The following is an 18,509-nucleotide window of genomic DNA, read 5'->3' as shown; positions in this document are numbered from 1 at the left end:
CACGCCCGCCCGGCGCACGGCCGGCGAATGGCGCGCGGCTATCGCGGCGCGTATAAACGGGCCGGCTTGCCATGACAGCGCCCACCCCCCTCGCCGACGTTTTCCCCCGCTTCACCGAGGCCGATTGGCAGCGGGCGGCGGCGCGCACGCGTCGCGGCGTGGCGGCCGGCCCTGAGTCGCCCGCGCTGTTTCCGCGTCGCGCGTCTGCACGCGCAATCACCGGATCGGTCGGAGGACAACCATGGGTAGTTGCCGGCCGTGTCGACGCGGTCGCGACGGAGGACGCGATCGCGGGAGCGCGTGCCGAATTGGAAGGCGGCGCCACCGCGATCGACGTCGCGACGACGGGAGGCAGCCATCCGCTGACGGCGCGATTGCCGCGGGATGCAGTCGCGGCGCTGCTTGCCGCGCTGCCGGAGGGGACGATCGTTCGCGTCGATATGGACGACGTCGCGCTCGCGGACATCGCCGTCGCTCGGAAGCTCGAATTGTTCGTGGCGGTCGACCCGGTGGCGCGGATCGCGTCGGGAGCGGCGACGGAGGTTGACGAGACAAGGATGGCGCAACTCGCCGAGCGCGGCGTCGCGGCTGCTGCGATTGCCGACGGGCGGCCGTGGCATGCCGGCGGGGCGAGCGACGAGCAGGAGCTCGGCGTGGCGCTCGCCACCTTCGTGCATCATCTCCGGCTGATCGGCGGCAAGGTCGATGTGGTGCTGGTCGCCGACGCCGATCAGTTCCGCACGATCGCGAAATTCCGCGCCATGCGGTTGCTGCTGGCGCGTGTCGGCGAGGTGGCCGGCATCGACATCGCGCCGCGCATCCACGCCGAGACGGCGTGGCGCAGCATGAGTGCGCGCGATCCGCAGATGAATATCCTGCGCGCGACCAGCGCCGCTTTCGGCGCGGCCGCCGGCGGCGCGGACTCGATCACGGTGCTGCCGTTCGACGTGCTCGCCGGCGGCGATGGGCACGGCCGGCGGCTGGCGCGCAACACGCAGATAATCCTCGCCGAGGAGGCGCAGATGTTTCGCGTCGCCGATCCGGCTGCGGGATCCGGCGCGATCGAGGCGATGACCGAGGCGCTCGCCGAGGCGGCGTGGGCGCGGTTCCAGCGCATCGAGGCGGTAGGCGGCATCGTGCCCGCGATCCTGCGCGGCGGATTGTTGCGCGAGGTCGCCGAGGCGCGCAAGGCGCGGCTGGCGGAGGTCGCGGCCGGGCTGGTGAAGATCGTCGGGGTCAACGCCGTTGCCGGCGCGCCGGCGCCGCGTTCCGACGAGTGCGGGCGCCTCGTCTATCGGCGCCTCGCCGAGGCGTACGAGACGTGAGCGCACGCACCCTGCCCGACTTTGCGCATGTGCCATGGCAGGCGCCATCGGGAAATTCCGCGCCGGCCAAACACGCGTGGACGACGCCGGAAGGCATCGCGATCCGCACGGCCTACGGGCCGGCCGACGTCGCCGAGCTCGATTTTCTGGACGGCTGGCCCGGACTCGCGCCATTCGTCCGCGGTCCCTACCCGACCATGTACCTCGACCAGCCGTGGACGATCCGGCAATACGCCGGCTTCTCGACCGCCGAGGAGTCGAACGCGTTCTACCGGCGCAATCTCGCCGCCGGGCAGAAGGGCCTGTCGGTCGCCTTCGACCTGCCGACCCACCGCGGCTACGACTCCGACGACCCGCGCATCGCCGGCGACGTCGGCATGGCGGGCGTCGCGGTCGACTCGATCTACGACATGCGCACGCTGTTCGACGGCATCCCGCTCGGTTCCACCAGCGTGTCGATGACGATGAACGGCGCGGTGCTGCCGGTGATGGCGCTCTACATCGCGGCGGCGGAGGAGCAGGGCGTGGCGCCGGCGGCGCTTGCCGGGACAATCCAGAACGACATCCTCAAGGAGTTCATGGTCCGCAACACGTACATCTATCCGCCCGGACCGTCGATGCGGATCGTCGCCGACATCATCGCCTACACGACGGCGCACATGCCGAAGTTCAACCCGATCTCGGTCAGCGGCTATCACATGCAGGAGGCCGGGGCGACGGCCGACCTCGAGCTCGGCTACACGCTCGCCGACGGGCTGGAATACGTGAACGCGGCGATGGGTGCGGGCTTGGCGGTCGATCAGTTCGCGCCGCGAATCTCGTTCTTCTTCGACATCGGCATGAATTTTTTCATGGAGGTGGCGAAGCTGCGCGCGGCGCGCCTGTTGTGGGCGCGGCTGATGAAGCAGCGCTTCGCGCCGAAGGACGAGCGCTCGCTGATGCTGCGCGTGCATTGCCAGACCTCGGGCTGGTCGCTGGCGGCGAGCGACCCGATGAATAATATCGTGCGCACCGCGATCGAGGCGATGGCGGCGACCGACGGCGGCACGCAGTCGCTGCACACCAACGCGCTCGACGAGGCCCTGGCCTTGCCGACCGACGCCTCGGCCCGCATCGCGCGCAACACGCAACTGTTCCTGCAGACCGAAGCCGGCACGACCCGCGTCATCGATCCGTGGGGCGGCTCGTTCTATGTCGAGCGCCTGACGTACGAGCTGGCGACGCGGGCGCTGGCGCACATCGCCGAGATCGATGCACTCGGCGGCATGGCGAAGGCGATCGAGGCCGGCGTGCCGCAGGAGCGCATCGAGCAGGCCGCGGCGCGGACGCAGGCGCGGCTCGACAACGGCACGCAGACCGTCGTCGGCGTGAACAAATATGCCGCAAGCGACGCGGCGCCGATCGAGACGCTGCGCGTCGACAACTCCGCGGTACGCGCAGCGCAGGTGGCGAAGCTGGCGCGGCTGCGCGCCGAGCGCGACGGTGCGGCCGTGGCGGCGACGCTCGCCGCCCTCACCCGCGCCGCTCAATCCAGCGACGGCAACCTGCTGGCGCTCGCGGTCGACGCGGCGCGGGCGCACGCCACCGTCGGCGAGATAAGCGCCGCGCTCGAAGTTGCCTTCGGGCGTCATCGCGGCGAGCAGCGCGCGGTGCGCGGCACCTACGGCCGCGAGATGGGCGACGACGACGCGGCGGTGCAGCGCGTTGCCGCGATGGTGCGCCAGTTCCGCCAGCGCGAGGGCGGGCCGCCGCGCATTCTCGTCGCCAAGGTCGGGCAGGACGGGCACGATCGCGGGCAGAAGGTGATCGCGTCGGCATTTGCCGATCTCGGCTTCGCCGTCGAGATGGGGCCGCTATTCCAGTCGCCGGAGGACGCGGCGGCGCTGGCGATGGCGAAGGACGTGCACATGGTCGGCATCTCGACGCTCGCCGCCGGACACCTGACGCTGGTGCCGGCGCTGAAGCGGGCGCTGGAGCAAGGCGGGCGGCCGGACATCATGGTGGTCGTCGGCGGCATCGTGCCCGAGCAGGATTTCGCCGCGCTTTACGAGGCGGGCGTCGCGGCGATCTTCACGCCCGGAACGGTGATCCCGGCCGCGGCCGAGCAACTCATCCGCGACCTCAACCGGCGGCTCGGATACGAGACGACCGACGGGGCGAATCTCTAGTATTTCCCGCGACTTGTGCCATTCCGGCACGAATTCCCCGGCACAAGACTTGAGTGACAGGCGACGGTTTCCTGTTTTCGGGAAGGGTTGCCCGTGGATCGCCGCACATTCCTCACCGCCGCCATCGGCGCGGCCGCCGCGACGCCGGCGCTGGCCGCTCTCGACGCGCCGGATTCGCCGATGCTGCGCGGCACGCTGTCGCCGGCCGAGCTCGGCACCGACCGCAACGCGGCGATCAGCCAGAGCGTGTCGCTGCAGCGGCTGCTCGATGCCGCCTCGAACGACGACCGCCAGGTGTTCCTGCCGGCCGGCACGTTCGTCGTCTCCGACCTCGTCCTGCCGCCGCGCACGCGGCTCGCCGGTGTCGCCGGCGCGACCAAGCTCGTCTACGGCGGCGGCAGCCACATGATCGTCGGCTCGCATGCCGAGGTGATCGAGATTCGCGACATCACCATCGACGGCGCCGGGCAGGCGCTGGAAGAATACGTGCCGGGCATCCTGCATCTCTCCGAGACGCCGAACGTCGTCATCGACAACGTCACCATCATCGGCTCGGCGAAATCGGGACTGGCGCTCGACCGTTGCGGCGGGCGCGTCGTGCAGTCGACCGTCCGCGGCGCCGGCGATGCCGGTATCCGCGCGATCGAGTCGACCGGCCTCGCGATCAGCGGCAACACGGTCGAGGATTGCGGCAACGCCGGCATCCTCGTCTATCGCTGGGCGGAGGGCGAGGACGGCACCATCGTCACCGGCAACCGCGTCGCGCGCATCGCCGCCAGGGACGGCGGCACCGGGCAGAACGGCAACGGCATAAACGTCTTCCGCGCGCACGGCGTCATCGTCGCGAACAACCGCATCGCCGATTGCGCCTTCACCGCGATCCGCGCCAACAGCGCCAATAACGTGCAGATCACCGGCAACAATACGGCGCGGAGCGGCGAGGTCGGCATCTACTCGGAGTTCGCCTTCGAGGGCGCGATGATCGCCAACAACATCGTCGATGGCGCCGCGACCGGCATCTGCGTGGTCAACTTCAATGAAGGCGGGCGGCTGGCGGTGGTGTCGGGCAACATCGTGCGCAACATCACCGGCAAGGGTCCCTATCAGCCGGACGCGCCGGGCTTCGGCATCGGCATCTCGATCGAGGCGGACGTCGCGGCGACCGGCAACGTCATCGACGGGGCGCCGCTGTTCGGCCTGCAACTCGGCTGGGGCCCCTATCTCCGCGACGTCGCCGCGACCGGCAACGTCATCCGCCGCGCGCCGCTCGGCGTCGTGGTCAGCGTCGTCGACGGCGCCGGCTCGGCGATCATCAGCGACAACCTGATCGCGGGCGCGACCAGCGGCGCCATCGTCGGCATGCGCTGGGCGGAGACCGTCACGGGCGACCTCGCGCTATCGGGCGCGGAGCGTTATCCGCAGCTTTTGGTCGAGCGTAATCGCATCAGCTAGCCGCGGCATCCGCTCCGCAGCGTAGGCCTGTCTTCCTCTCCGCTTTCCTCGCGAAGGCGGGGACCCAGGTGTTGAGGCCGGCGCGCAGGTTGGCAGTGCGGCTCAGCCTCGGCTCCTGGATCCCCGCCTTCGCGGGGAAAGCGGAGGGAGATTTCACCCGCGCAACATCGCCGCAAGTTCCGGCACCGGACGGACTTCGCCGACGACCGCGCCGGCGCGATTGTCGATCGGCGGGCGCAGGCGATGCGCGAACGCCGTCCGCTCCGCCTCCGTCGGCGGCAGGAACGCCTCGATCACCGCCGCCATCACCGTCTCCGGTCCGCGCTGGGCGCCGTCGTCGCATTTGATCGCGACACCGAGGCCGAGGTCCGGAAACGCGGCGCAGAAAACGCCCTCGGCGCCGCTCTTGATGAACAGGCGGCGGCCGAACAGCGTCAGCGCCTCGGTGTCGAAGCGGCCGGTGCCGGCGACCATGAACGGCTCGGCGGTCACTGCCTCGATCAGGCGACGCGCGGCCTCGGCGCGCGACAGCGACAGGCCTTCGCCGGTCGTTATCCTGGCGAAGGCCAGCGCCAGCTTGTCGAGCGGGATGGCGTAGGCGGGAACCGAGCAGCCGTCGACGGCGGGCTCGCCGAGATCGGCGCCGGTCACCTCCGTCAGTGCGGCGCTGATCTGGCGCTGGGCGGCATGATCGGGCCGCTCGTACCCTTGCGGATCGAGGCCGGTGCCGCAGGCGAAGCAGATCATGCCCGAGTGCTTGCCGCTGCAGTTGTCGTGGATGCGGCCGGGCTTCTTGCCGGCGCGCACCAGCGCATCGGCGGAGGCCTTGTCCATCGGCTCGTGGCCGCCGCAGGCGAGGTCGCCCTCCCCTCGCCCGGCCGCGGCCAGCATCCGCAGCGCGGTCGCGACATGGCGCGGCTCCGCGTTGTGCGAGGAGCACGCCAGCGCCAGTTCGGCGTTGCCGAAACCGTAGCGGTCGGCGGCGCCGGACTCGACCAGCGGCAGCGCCTGGATCGATTTCACGGCGGAGCGCGGGAAGACGCGGCGCTCGACATCGCCGACGGCGACGCGGCGCGTGCCCTCGGTATCGACGACGACGATCGCGCCGGTGTGGCGGGATTCGACGTAGCGGCCGCGGGTGACTTCGACCAGCGTCGGATCGATCATCGCTTCAACCACGTCTCCATCCGCGCGATCGCCTCGTCCAGAATCTCGTCGCGCTTGGAGAAGCAGAAGCGGAGGAAAGTTTTGGGCGCATCGGACTGGTAGAAGACCGAGACCGGCACGGCCGTGACCTTGGCTTCCACCGTCATCGTCTTGCACACCTCGACGTCGTCGCTGTTGAGGCGGAGCGGGGCGGCGTCGGCAGTGAGGAAGTACGTGCCCTGGCATGGTGCCACCGTAAAGCCCAGCCGCGTCAGGCCGGCGGCGAAGCGGTCGCGCTTCTTCTCGAGGTCGCCGGAGAGCGACGCGTAGTAGGCGTCGTCCTTGCCCAGACCGTAGGCGACGGCCTTCTGGAAATTCGGCGGCGTGGTGAAGGTGTTGAACTGGTGCGCCTTGGTGATCGGATCGAGCAGCTTCGGCGTCGCGCTGATGTAGCCGACCTTCCAGCCGGTGAGCGAAAAGGTCTTGCCGGCCGAGCCGATGCGGACGGCGCGCTCGCGCATGCCGGGCAGTGTCATCAGCGGGATGTGCTTGCGGCCATCGAACAGGATGTGCTCGTAGACCTCGTCGCAGATGGCGTAGGCGTCGTGCTCGACGCAAAGCTCGGCGATCAGCGCCAGCTCGTCGCGCGTGAAGACGCGGCCCGCGGGGTTCATCGGATTGTTGAGCAGGATCGCCTTGGTCTTCGGGCCGAAGGCGGCGGCGAGCTGCTCGCGGTCAAGCTTCCACTCGGGAGGCGTGATCCGCACCGGTTTCGGAATCGCGCCGGCGCGGCGGATCACCGGCAGGTAGGAATCGTAGAGCGGCTCGATGACGACGATCTCATCTCCCGGCTCGATCAGTGCGTTGAAGCAATCCGACAGCGCCTCGGTGGCGCCGGAGGTGACCAGCACCTCGCTCCTCCAGTCGATATCGAGATCGTAGAACCGCTTGGCCGAGGCGGCGACCGCCTGGCGGAGTTCCGGCAGGCCCATCATCGGCGGGTACTGGTTGAGCCCGGTGAGCAACTCGCGCGCGGCGACTTCCTTCACGTCGGCAGGGCCGTCGACATCGGGGAAGCCCTGGCCGAGGTTGATGGCGCCATTCTCGATGGCCAGACGCGACATGACCTCGAAGATGGTCATGGGCAGGCCGGTGTAGATCGGGCTGGTGGATTTCACAGGCGGGTCTCGACGACGGAGCGGCGAGACTAGGGGCGCGCCGATTGCCGCGCAACGCTGGCGGCCGCCGATCCCAAAATGCACACGGCCCCCGCCGATACTCTGGCGAGGGCCGTATGGTCCCGGACGCGCGGGGGGCGACTGTCCAGGCGCAGGGACCTACATCTTCGGCAGGAGGACCTTGTCGACGACGTGGATGACGCCGTTCGACTGGATCACGTCGGCGATGGTCACGTTGGCGACGCCGCCGGACTCATCGGTCACGGTCAGCTTCTTGCCGTCCGACTGGAGCCAGAGCTTGCAGCCACCGACCGTGGTGACTTCATGCTTGCCGCCGTCGTCCTTGATCATCTTCATGGCGACCGCCGAGGTGGCGTCGGCAGCGAGCACATGGCAGGTCAGGATCTTGACCAGCGTCGCCTTGTTCTCGGGCTTGAGCAGGTTGTCGACCGTGCCGGCCGGCAGAGCGGCGAAGGCTTCGTTGGTCGGCGCGAACACCGTGAACGGACCCTTGCCCGACAGCGTATCGACGAGGCCGGCGGCCTTCACCGCGGCGACGAGCGTGGTGTGATCCTTCGAGTTGACGGCGTTCTCGATGATGTTCTTGGACGGATACATCGGCGCGCCACCGACCTCGACGGTCATCTCGGCGGCAAAAGCGGGAGCGGCAATATAGGCGCCACTCGACATGAGCACGGCAACGGCGGCCGCGCGGGCGATGGAACGGAACTGCATGGGACTTCCTCCGGTTTGATCTCGGCTCCCGAGTGGGAACAGGAGCAGTTACGGAGGGAGGCGGAGGAAGGTTTCAGATCGCGGTGCGATTTATTCCCCGTTGGCACCACGGCGCGCGCATTGGCGAGCACGCGGGTACGTTCCCGTGGAATACGGTGCCCGAAAGATCAAATTCGACAGATCTATTGCTGAACGAGCGGTCCCGAGAAAACGACCGGGCCGGTCGGCGCGCCGGTCTTCGATCCGCCGGCGGGCTCGAGGCTCACCGCGAATACGAGGTCCTGCGGCTTGTAGGGCAGCGGCTGCGTATAGCTCGCCTGCTGGACCACGCCGAGCGACTTCGGATTCTGGCCAGGCTGAATGGCCCAGAGCTCATAGCTCTTGTCGGCGGGCGCGGAGTCGGCGACCTGGCGGATGGACATGGTGCTCTTCACCGTATCGACGGTGAGCACGAAGGCGGGCTTGCCGCCATCGGGCGTCAGCATCGCGACGAATTGCATCTGGCCGGGCGATGGGCCGCGGTTCACGTCGGTGACGACGACGGCGAGCAACGCGGCAGCCGCGGCAGTGGCGATGCCGGCGCCGATGCGCCAGGTGCGGACCTGACGGCGGAGCGCGACGACGTTGGAGGTGCGCGCGCCGGGCTTCGGCTCGCCGGCAACGCGCTCCTCGATGGCGGCGAAGATCGCCGGCGGCACGGCGACCGGCGCGACGTTGTCGGCGAGCGGCTGCAGGCGATTTTCCCACGCGGCGACGCTGGCGCGGAACGCCGGATCGGCGGATATGCGCGCTTCGGCCGCGCGCCGCTCGTTCACATCGAGCGTGCCCAGCACGAATTCGGCCGCAAGGGCCTCAAGATCGTCGGCGTCAATTGCCACCGAGGCATTCCTTCAACTGCACGAGGCTGCGCCTCAAGATGGTCTTCACGGTTGCCACCGGCCGCGCGAAGCGGCCGGCGAGTTCCTCGCGGCTGAGGCCATAGCAATACGCCATGACCACCATGCCGCGCCTGTCCTGCTCGAGCTTGCCGAGACAATCGGACAAGCGCGAGGCCGCCAGCGGATCGCCGCCGGTTTCAGGTGCGGCGAGGCGCTCTTCCATTTCCGTATCGATCGTGGCCGACTGCGCCGCGATCCGGGCTCCGCTCGAACGGGCCATGTCGATCGCAGCGTGACGGGCGATGGTCGTCATCCATGCGATCGGCGAGGCAATCGACGCATCGAAGTCGCCGGCGTGCCGCCAGATGCGGACGTAGGCTTCCTGGACTGCGTCTTCCGCTGCCGAACCAACGCTCAAGATACGGCGAACACTGGCGAAAAGTTTCGCGGAGGTGGCCGAATAGAGGCGGCCGAAGGCATCGCGGTCGCCGGCGGCGACGCGGGCCAGCGCCTCGACGAGGTCGCTCTGGCTACCGGCCACGGGCATCGCCTCGCAGCGTATTTGCAGGAATATCGCGCAACGGGGGCCTCATTTGCCAATGACCGTTGTTCCAATGGATGGCGATTGCCGTCAATCGTGCATCCGCGTCCAGACGCCACCGGGAATTGGCGATTGAAATGCAAGCCATTGATATAACTGGATAAAATTCCGACGCAGTTTTTTCGCACTGCAACCAGTTCAAATGCCGCCATGAAACCCTTATATGCACGGCGGCGTTACCGGAATCGGCGTCTTTCTTGCTTTCGACGGGCGGGTGATCAAATCCATGGCTTCACGAATCTTTCGGCCCAGCCGAATCGTAGCTGTCGTTCTCGTTATCGCCGCGGCGGCCTGGATATTCTCCGGCCACTTCGGCAACCGTGATGCGGCGGGCGAGAGCGGCGCGGCAACGCCCGTGCCGACCGATGCGTCGGCGCCCGTTCCCGTGCAGAAGGTCAGCGTCACCACCGCCACAACCGAGCGTCACCAGCGCGCGGTCGTTCTATCGTGCGTGACCAAGGCCGATCGGCGCGCGCAGGCGACGGCCCGTGGCGCCGGCGTTCTGGTCGAGCTTAACGTGACGCGCGGCAAGGTCGTGAAGGCGGGCGACGTCGTCGCCACCATCTCCGACGAAGGCCGGCAGGCGGCAGTGCAGCAGGCGCAGGCCCTGCTCGACCAGCGCCAGTCGGAATACGACGCGAACAAGAAGCTGATCGAGACCGGCGACGCGCCGCGCAACACCATCCAGGCGCTGGAGTCCGGCGTTAAGGGTGCGCAGGCGGCGCTGGCTTCGGCGCAGGCCGAGGCCGACCGCTCGCTGGTGCGCGCGCCCATCGACGGCGTGGTCGATACCGTACCGGTGCAGGTCGGACAGGCGATGCAGATCGGCGCCGACGTCGCCGAGATCGTCGATCCCGATCCGATGCTGGCGGTCGGCGCCGTGTCGGAATCGCGCCGCGCGAGCCTGCTCGTCGGGCAGAGCGCCGAGGTGCGCTTCATCGACGGGACCAAGGTTTCGGGCACGGTCGACTTCGTCGGCCTGAGTGCCGACAAGGCGACGCGCACGTATCCGGTCGAGGCGAAATTCCCGAACGGTACTGGCGGTGTCGCCGACGGCGTCACCTGCGAGATGACGGTGCTGCTGGCGCCGATCGATGCCACGCCGGTGCCGCGCTCGGCGCTGATCTTCTCCGACGACGGCCGCCTCGGCGTGCGCATCGCCGGCGACGACAACAAGGCGATGTTCAAGCCGATCGAGGTCGTCGAGGACGGCCGCGACAATGTCTGGGTGACCGGGCTCGCGAGTGAATCGCGCGTGATCGTGGTCGGCCAGGACTTCGTCAAGGACGGAGACACGATCGAGGCTGTGGCAGCGTCCGCGGCGCAGACAGAAACGGTGCCGCCCACATGATGCGTCGGATAGTCGATATCGCCGTCGGCCACGCCCGGCTGACCATCGCGATCCTCATCTTCCTGCTCGTCGCCGGCGCTCTCGCCTATCTCAACATCCCCAAGGAATCGCAGCCCGACGTCCAGATTCCGTACATCTACGTCCAGCTTTCCGAGCGCGGCATCTCGCCGGAAGATTCCGAGCGGCTGCTGCTGCGGCCGATGGAAACCGCGCTGAAGACGGTCACCAACGTCAAGACGATGCGCTCGGCGGCGTTCGAAGGCGGCGGCTACGTGCTGCTCGAATTCGACGCCGGCTTCAATTCGGACATCGCGGTGCAGGACGTGCGCGCCAAGGTCGACTCGGCCAAGCCGACGTTGCCGGGCGATGCCGACGAGCCGGGCGTGTTCGAAGTGAACCTCAGCCTGTTCCCGGTCATCAGCGTGGCGCTGTCCAGCGACCTGTCCGAGCGCACGATGGGCAAGATCGCGCGCGATCTGCAGAACGCGATCAAGGAAGCTCCCGGCGTGCTTTCGGCCGATCTCCGCGGCACGCGCGACGAGGTCGTCGAGATCATCGCCGAGCCGATGCTGCTCAAGAGCTACGGCGTCGATCTCGGCCAGTTCGCGCTCGCCGCCTCGCAGGGCAACAGCCTGGTCGCCGCCGGCGCGCTCGAGGGCAACCAGGGCTCGTTCAGCATCAAGGTGCCGGCGCTCATCGAGACGCCCGAGGACGTACTCAACATTCCGGTCGCCGCCTCCAACGCCGCGTCGGTGACGCTCGGCGACGTCGCCACGATCCTGCCGACGTTCAAGGACGCGACCTCGATCACGCGCGTCAACGGCAAGCCGGCGGTGGTGATCGACATCTCCAAGCGCTCCGGCGCCAACCTTATCGCCACCGTCGAGGGGGTGAAGAAGGTCGTTGCCGAGATGCAGAAGACGCTGCCGGCCAGCGTCCACGTTCAGTACATCGGCGACCAGTCCAAGTTCATCGAGGACATGCTGAGCGACCTGCAGAACAGCGTGACCACGGCGATCCTGCTGGTCGTGGTCGTGATCCTGTTCATCCTCGGCGGCCGCGCGTCCGTATTCATCGGCATCGCCCTGCCGTTCGCGTTCCTCACCGGCGTGCTCGGGCTCGACCTGTTCGGCGCGACGATGAACATCATCGTGCTGTTCTCGCTGATCCTCGCCGTCGGCATGCTGGTCGACGACGCCATCATTGTCTCCGAATTCGCCGAACGACGAATGAGCGAGGGCATGAAGCCGAAGGAGGCGTACTCCTACGCCGCCTCGCGCATGGCCGGCCCGGTGACGGCGGCGACGCTTACCCGCATCGCGGCGTTCTTCCCGCTGCTGCTGTGGCCGGGCATCGTCGGTCAGTTCATGAAGTTTCTGCCGATCACGCTGATCGCGACGCTGTCGGCCTCGCTGGTGGCGGCGCTGGTCTTCACGCCGACGCTCGGCGCGCTGATCGGGCGGCCGCACGAAGTGCAGCGCGACGCGGCGCCGCGCGAAGGCTTCTACATGCGCACGGTGCGGCTCGCGATCCATCATCCGTGGGCAGTGCTCACCATCGCGTTCGCGCTGCTCATCGCGGTGCCGACGATCTACGGCAAGGTCGGCAAGGGCGTGGAGTTCTTCCCCGACGTCGAGCCCGACACCGGCGTCGTGCTGGTGCACGCGCGCGGCAACCTTTCGCTGGCCGAGAAGGATAGGCTGGTCCGGACCGTCGAGTCGGTCGTTCTCAGCGAGAAGGGCCTGTCGACGGTCTACGCACGCTCCGGCGACATGGGCCGCGGCGGCTCGGCGGACGTTACCGAGGACGTGATCGGCCAGATTCAGTTCGAGTTCGTCAACTGGCGCGATCGGCCGTCGGCCAAGGTGATCATGACGGAGTTGCGCGCGCGCACCGCCGACATCCCCGGCATCAAGGTCGAGGTGACGGCGGCGCAGGCCGGCCCGCCGACCGGCAAGCCGATCCAGATCCAGCTTTCGAGCAACTATCCCGATGCGCTGACGGCGGCGGCCAAGCAGATAACCGCCGAGCTGGCGAAGTATCCGGAAGTCGTCGATCTCGACAGCGGCCTGCCGATGCCGGGCATCGACTGGGCGCTGCAGATCGACAAGCCGCAGGCGGCGCGTTACGGCATCGGCGTCGGTGCCGTCGGCGCCGTGGTGCAGCTCGTCACCAACGGGCTCAAGATTACCGACTACCGGCCGTCGGATGCCGACAAGCCGGTCGATATCATCGTGCGCGTGCCGGAGGACCGGCGCACGCTCGACCAGATCGACGAGCTGGAGATCAGCACGCCGGCCGGATCGGTGCCGATCTCGAACTTCGTCCAGCGCGTGCCGGAGGAGCGGGTCGGCCTGATCAACCGTGTCGACAGCGAACGCGTCGTCACGGTGACGTCCAACCTCAAGCCCGGCGTGCTCGCCTCCACCGTGCAGGACGCGATCACCAAGCAGCTCGAGGCGACCGACTTCAAGGGCCTGGTGTCATGGAAGCTGGTCGGCTCCGACGAGGAGCAGGCGAACGCGGAATCGTTCCTGCTCTCCGCCTTCGGTGCGGCGATCTTCCTGATCTTCGCGGTGCTGCTGGCGCAGTTCAACAAGCTGTCGAGCGTGGCGCTGGTGCTCTCCGCCGTGGTGCTCTCCACCATCGGCGTGTTCATCGGCCTGATCGTGATGGGCCAGGCGTTCGGCGTCGTCATGACCGGCGTCGGCATCATCGCGCTCGCCGGCATCGTGACCAACAACAACATCGTGCTGATCGACACGTACGACCGCCTGCGCAAGGAAGGCGTGCCGGTCGAAGAAGCGATTCTGCGGACCTGCCGCGAACGCGCGCGCCCGGTGCTGCTCACGGCGGTGACGGCGGTGCTTGGCGTGCTGCCGATCGCCTTCGGTCTCAACGTCGACTTCATCCACCGGGAGATCACCATCGGCGCGCCGTCGACGCAGTGGTGGATCCAGCTTTCGACCGCGATCGTGTTCGGCCTCACCTTCTCGACGGTGCTGACGCTGGTCGTCACGCCCTCGTCGCTGATGGCGCTGGCGCGCGGCCGGGCGGCGTGGGACCGGCTGTGGCGTTGGCGGCAGAAGACGCCGGCGGTGGCCGGCGGCGGCGCCCCGGCGCACGCCCGCGGCCCGGACGATACCGCCGGACAGTTCTGACGCGCCTACTATGGGAGGGCGTACGCGCCTTTCCCGCCTGTCGTGACAGCGACACGGCCGGCATGGTACCTGCGGTTCGGGTCTCTCCTTGAAAGTCGATTCCATGACTGAACGCACGCTTTCGCGTGTCGAATTCGTTGCGCTCATGGCCGGGCTCGGCTGTATCAACGCGGCCGCCATCGACGTCATGCTGCCGGCGCTGCCCAACATGGGCGACTGGTTCGGCGTCGCCAACGCCAACGACCGGTCGCTGGTGCTGACCGCGTTTCTGCTCGGCCTCGGCCTGCCGCAGCTTGTCTTCGGCCCGCTGATCGACCGCTTCGGCCGCCGCGTTCCCCTGCTCATCGGCGTCGCCCTGTATGCCGTCGCCGCGCTGCTGGCGCCGCTGGCGCCGAGCTTCGGCGTGCTGCTCGCGCTGCGCTTCGTTCAGGGCATGGGCTCGGCGGCGGTGTCGGTCGCCAGTCAATCCACGGTGCGCGATCTCTACAGCGGCCGCGCCATGGCCCAGATCATGTCGATGATCATGTCGGTTTTCATGATCGTGCCGATCATTGCGCCCAACGTCGGGCAGGTCATTCTGCTGACGGCGCCGTGGCAGGGCATCTTCTTCTTCATGGGCGCGGTCGGCGCCACGTTCGGCGCGTGGGCCTACCTGCGGCTCGCCGAAACGCTGGCGCCGGCGAACCGGCGGCCGCTGACGGTGGCGTCGGTCACGCAAGGCTTCGCCCTGGTGGTCGGCAACCGCCTGGCACTGTTCTACGGCCTCGCCGGCATCTTCCTGTTCGGTGCGGTGCTCGGCTTCGTCAATACGGCGCAGCAGATCTACGTCGGCATCTACGGTCTCGGTGCGCTGTTCCCGCTGGCGTTCGGCGTCGGCCCGGTCTTTTTCGCCATCGCCTTCCTGCTCAATTCGCGCCTCGTGTCGCGCTTCGGCATGCGGCGCCTGTCGCACGGCGCGATGCTGATCTACATCGCGATCACCGGCGCATGGCTGGCCTTCGCGCTCGCGGGCGTCATGCCGCTGTGGCTGTTCCTCGCCTTCCTCGCCGGGGCGACGCTGATGCAGGGCTTCGCGTGGGGCAATGTCGGCTCGCTGTCGATGGAGCCGCTCGGCGAGGTCGCCGGGACGGCGTCGTCGGTGTTCGGCATGCTGTCCACCGTCGGCGCGGCGATCCTCGGCTACTTCGTCGCGCAGGCGTTCGACGGGACGACCGTGCCGGTGATCGGCGCCTATTTCATCTTCGGTCTGCTGATCATCGGCTGCTTCCTGATCGCCGAACGCGGACGGCTTCTCCATCCGCACACGCCGGACGGGGCGGCGCCGTTCGTCCCGCTGCCGTAGCTACTCGGCGGCGGCGGGCAGCTCGGGCAGCTCGCCCTCTTCTTCCGGCGTCGGCTTGAACTCGCGCGGGCCGCCGGCTTCCTCCAGCTCGCGCTCGAGCCGCTGCTCCTCGGCAACGCGCGGCTTCGACAGGCGGGCGAGCAGGCTGAAGACGACCGGCGTCAGGAACAGCGTGGCGATCGTCGCGAAGCCGAGGCCGCCGACGATGATCCAGCCCAGCGCACGCCGCGCCTCGGCGCCGGCGCCGCCAGTGAGCAGCAGCGGCAAGCCGCCGAGCACCGTGGCGATCATGGTCATGACGATCGGGCGCAGCCGGATGAGCGCCGCGTTGCGGATCGCCTCCATCACCGACTGGCCCTGGTCGCGGAGCTGGTTGGCGAACTCGACCATCAGGATGCCGTTCTTCGACATCAGGCCGACGAGCATGACGAGGCCGATTTCGGAATAGATGTTGAGCGAGCCACCGGTGAGCACCATGGCGTACATCGCCGACGCTAGGCCGAACGGCACGGTCGCCATCAGGATAAGCGCCGAGACGAAGCTTTCGAACTGCGCCGCCAGCACGAGCACGACGACGAGCAGCGCGAAGCCGAACGTCTGGATGACGCCGCCGGACGCGGTGTTCAGCTCCTTCGCCTCGCCGGTGTAGACGAAGCCGTCGCCGGGCGGGAGATTCTTGGCGAGGATCGCCTCGAGGTGGTTCATCGCCTGGCGCATGTCGATGCCGGGCGCCAGCGTCGCCGACATCGGCATGGCGCGGTGCTGACTCTCGCGGGCGAGCGTCGGGGCGACCGCGCTTTCAGTGAACGTCACCAGCGATGACAGTGGGATCATCTTGCCGTCGCTGGAGCGGAGCTCGACGTTCTCCAGCCCTGTCGGGTCTTCGATGGCGCCGTCCGGAGCGCGAGCGTTGATGTCGATCGCCTGGTCGCCGATGTAGTAGGTGCCGAGGTCCTTGCCGGCGACCAGCGTCTGGATCGCGGCCGAGATGTTGCTGACCGAGACGCCGACGTCGGAAGCGCGGGCACGGTCGATGTTCACCGAAATCTGCGGCTGGGTGGTGTCGAAGTTGACGCGCGCGGTGGCGAAGACCGGATCGGCCTGGATGGCGTCGATCAGGGTATCGGCGGTGCCGGCGAGCTTGTCGTAGTCGGTGCCGGTGATCGAGAATTGCAGGCCCTGGCCGCCGCCGCGGATGCCGAGGCTGTTCGACGTAAAAGCGGAAACCTGGATGCCCGGGATCGCCTGAAGCTTGCGGTTGATCTCGTTGGAGATCTCGGCCTGACCGCGGCGCTGACCCCATGGCGCCAGCGTGGCGAACATGAAGCCGCCGCCGCCGCCGCCCTGGGCGGTGGCGAAGGTGTTCACGACCTCGCCGCTCTTGAGATAGGGCGCCATCACCTGCTCGACGCTGCGCATCTGGTCGGTGATGTAGTCGACGGTGGCGCCGGGCGGGCCGCGGATCGACAGCGTGATCTGGCCGCGATCCTCCGGCGGCGTCAGTTCCGAGGGCAGAAGCTGGAAGGCGAAATAGGCGCCGCCCGCGAAAATCACCGCGACGAGAATGACGATGGCCGGGGCGGCGAGCGCCGCATCCAGCAGCCGCGTGTAGATACGCACGAAGAATTCGCCGACGCGGCCGAGCATCGAGGAGAAGCGGTTGTGGTGCTCGTGCGCGGTGTCGCCGATGAGGCGCGAGGCGAGCATCGGCGACAGCGTCAGGGCGACGAAGGCCGACAGCACGACGGCGAAGGCGAGCACGAAGCCGAACTCGGAGAACAGGCGGCCGGCGACGCCGGGGAAGAACGAGATCGGGATGAACACCGCGGCGAGCGTCGCCGTCGTCGAGATGACGGCGAAGAACACCTGGCGGACGCCCAGCACCGCGGCGGCGCGCGGGCCCATGCCGAGGCTGCGCTGGCGCGAGATGTTTTCGATGACGACGATGGCGTCATCGACGACCATGCCGGTGGCGAGCACCAGCGCCAGCAGCGTCAGGATGTTGATCGAGAAGCCGGCCGCCCAGATCGCGGCGAAGGTGCCGGTGAGCGCGATCGGCACCGTGATCGCCGGGATGAAGGTGACGCGCAGCGAGCGCAGGAACAGGTACATGATCGCGACGACGATGCCGGTCGCCAGCAGCAGCGTCAGAATCACCTCGGTGATCGAGTCGCGGATGTAGGAAGCGTCGTCGGACGAGATCGTAAGCTGCACGTCCTTGGGCAGCGTCTGGCTCAATTCCGCGACAGCGGCGCGGATACCGGTCGAGATGTCGAGGGCGTTCGACTTGGCCTGGCGGACGATGGCGAGGCCAATGCCGTTCTGCCCGTTCATGCGCAGCGACGTGGTCTGGTCGGCCGGTCCGAAGATGACCTCGGCGACATCGCTGACCTTAACGCCGGGCGCCACCTGGATGGCGCTGATCTCGTCGGCCGACTTGGTAGAGGCGTCGGCGCGCAGCAGCAGCGACTGGTTGTCGTCGGCGACGCGGCCGGCGGGCGCGTCGAGCGTCACGGTCGACAGCGCGGTGAGGAGATCGTTGACGGTGAGATTGCGGGCGGCGAGCGCGTCCGAATTGATGAGGACGCGGACGAGCGGGTCACGGTCGCCGAACAATTGCACGTCGGCGACGCCGGAGACGGCGGCGAGGCGGTCGATGACCTGATCGTTGATCAGCGCGGTGAGCTGGTCGATCGACAGGTCGGGCGAGATGGCCGACAGGCGCATGATGGCGTCGGAGCCGGTGTCGGCCTTGACGATCTGCGGCGGGTCGGCGTCGTCGGGCAGGCCGCGGATGCCGCCAACCGCATCGCGGAGGTCGTTGGCGGCGACGTTGAGGTCGGTGGAAGAATCGAACTGGACGGTGACGCGGCTCTGGCCGGCGCTCGACTGCGACGAGATGCCGACGACGCCCGGCGTGCGCGCCACCGCACCTTCGATCGTGCCGGTGATTTCCTTGTCGATGGTCTCGGGCGTGGCGCCGGTGTAGCTGGTGCGGATGGTGATGACCGGCTGGTCGATGTTGGGCAGTTCGCGGACCTCGACGCCGGTGAAGGCAGCAACGCCGGCGACGACGATGAGCAGGTTGAGCACGATCGCCAGCACCGGGCGGCTGACGAACAGCGTGGCGACGCCAGCGCCCCCGCCCTGCTGCTTCTCGCGCTTTGCCATG

12 protein-coding genes are annotated in these 18,509 nt (G+C 68.3%); 6 read left to right on the top strand and 6 right to left on the bottom strand.

Annotated elements, in window-relative coordinates:
• Nucleotides 1-71: 71 nt before the first annotated feature.
• From WDM94_06695 to WDM94_06685, 3 genes are all read left to right on the top strand, one after another.
• The gene (locus tag WDM94_06695) at nt 72-1,325 is read left to right on the top strand and encodes a methylmalonyl-CoA mutase family protein (GenBank protein MEJ0012311.1); all 1,254 of its coding nucleotides are present in this window, start codon (nt 72-74) and stop codon (nt 1,323-1,325) included.
• Nucleotides 1,322-3,493 carry a methylmalonyl-CoA mutase gene (scpA, locus tag WDM94_06690; GenBank protein ID MEJ0012310.1) on the top strand — a complete coding sequence of 724 codons (2,172 nt, stop codon included), beginning with the start codon at nt 1,322-1,324 and terminating at the stop codon, nt 3,491-3,493. The genes WDM94_06695 and scpA overlap by 4 nt, the downstream gene beginning before the upstream one ends.
• Before the next feature lie 93 nt (nt 3,494-3,586).
• A complete protein-coding gene (locus tag WDM94_06685; protein ID MEJ0012309.1) occupies nt 3,587-4,945 on the top strand; it encodes a TIGR03808 family TAT-translocated repetitive protein in 1,359 nt (452 codons plus the stop codon).
• A 153-nt stretch (nt 4,946-5,098) separates the two neighbouring features.
• Here the strand turns inward: WDM94_06685 and WDM94_06680 are convergent, their stop codons facing one another.
• From WDM94_06680 to WDM94_06660, 5 genes are all read right to left on the bottom strand, one after another.
• Nucleotides 5,099-6,124, bottom strand: coding sequence for an asparaginase (locus tag WDM94_06680; protein ID MEJ0012308.1), 1,026 nt, complete (start codon nt 6,122-6,124; stop codon nt 5,099-5,101).
• Nucleotides 6,109-7,269, bottom strand: coding sequence for an aminotransferase (locus WDM94_06675; GenBank protein MEJ0012307.1), 1,161 nt, complete (start codon nt 7,267-7,269; stop codon nt 6,109-6,111). The genes WDM94_06680 and WDM94_06675 overlap by 16 nt, the downstream gene beginning before the upstream one ends.
• 159 nt (nt 7,270-7,428) lie before the next feature.
• Nucleotides 7,429-8,004 (bottom strand): fasciclin domain-containing protein, encoded by a 576-nt coding sequence (locus WDM94_06670; GenBank protein ID MEJ0012306.1) that lies wholly within the window; start codon nt 8,002-8,004, stop codon nt 7,429-7,431.
• A 182-nt stretch (nt 8,005-8,186) separates the two neighbouring features.
• Nucleotides 8,187-8,882: an anti-sigma factor gene (locus tag WDM94_06665; GenBank protein ID MEJ0012305.1), complete on the bottom strand. Its 696-nt coding sequence runs from the start codon at nt 8,880-8,882 to the stop codon at nt 8,187-8,189.
• Entirely contained in the window at nt 8,872-9,423 is a 552-nt protein-coding gene (locus WDM94_06660; GenBank protein MEJ0012304.1) for a sigma-70 family RNA polymerase sigma factor, read from the bottom strand. Before WDM94_06660 ends, WDM94_06665 begins: the two co-directional genes overlap by 11 nt.
• A gap of 286 nt (nt 9,424-9,709) precedes the next feature.
• Between WDM94_06660 and WDM94_06655 the strand changes: the two genes are divergently transcribed.
• The 3 genes from WDM94_06655 to WDM94_06645 all read left to right on the top strand — a co-directional run bounded on the left by WDM94_06655 (nt 9,710) and on the right by WDM94_06645 (nt 15,337).
• Nucleotides 9,710-10,834, top strand: a complete 1,125-nt coding sequence (locus WDM94_06655; GenBank protein MEJ0012303.1) for an efflux RND transporter periplasmic adaptor subunit — start codon at nt 9,710-9,712, stop codon at nt 10,832-10,834.
• On the top strand, nt 10,831-13,995 hold the full coding sequence (locus WDM94_06650) for an efflux RND transporter permease subunit (GenBank protein ID MEJ0012302.1): 3,165 nt from the start codon (nt 10,831-10,833) through the stop codon (nt 13,993-13,995). The genes WDM94_06655 and WDM94_06650 overlap by 4 nt, the downstream gene beginning before the upstream one ends.
• Nucleotides 13,996-14,098: 103 nt before the next feature.
• Nucleotides 14,099-15,337 carry a multidrug effflux MFS transporter gene (locus tag WDM94_06645; protein ID MEJ0012301.1) on the top strand — a complete coding sequence of 413 codons (1,239 nt, stop codon included), beginning with the start codon at nt 14,099-14,101 and terminating at the stop codon, nt 15,335-15,337.
• On the opposite strand, the gene WDM94_06640 is transcribed toward WDM94_06645, so the two are convergent.
• A complete protein-coding gene (locus WDM94_06640) occupies nt 15,338-18,508 on the bottom strand; it encodes an efflux RND transporter permease subunit (GenBank protein ID MEJ0012300.1) in 3,171 nt (1,056 codons plus the stop codon).
• Between the last annotated feature and the right edge of the window lies 1 nt (nt 18,509).

The sequence above is a fragment of the Bauldia sp. genome (genome assembly GCA_037200845.1).
Classification (GTDB): domain Bacteria; phylum Pseudomonadota; class Alphaproteobacteria; order Rhizobiales; family Kaistiaceae; genus DASZQY01.
The sequence above is the reverse complement of the archived record's forward strand: the minus strand, read 5'-3'. Positions and strand labels throughout refer to the sequence as shown.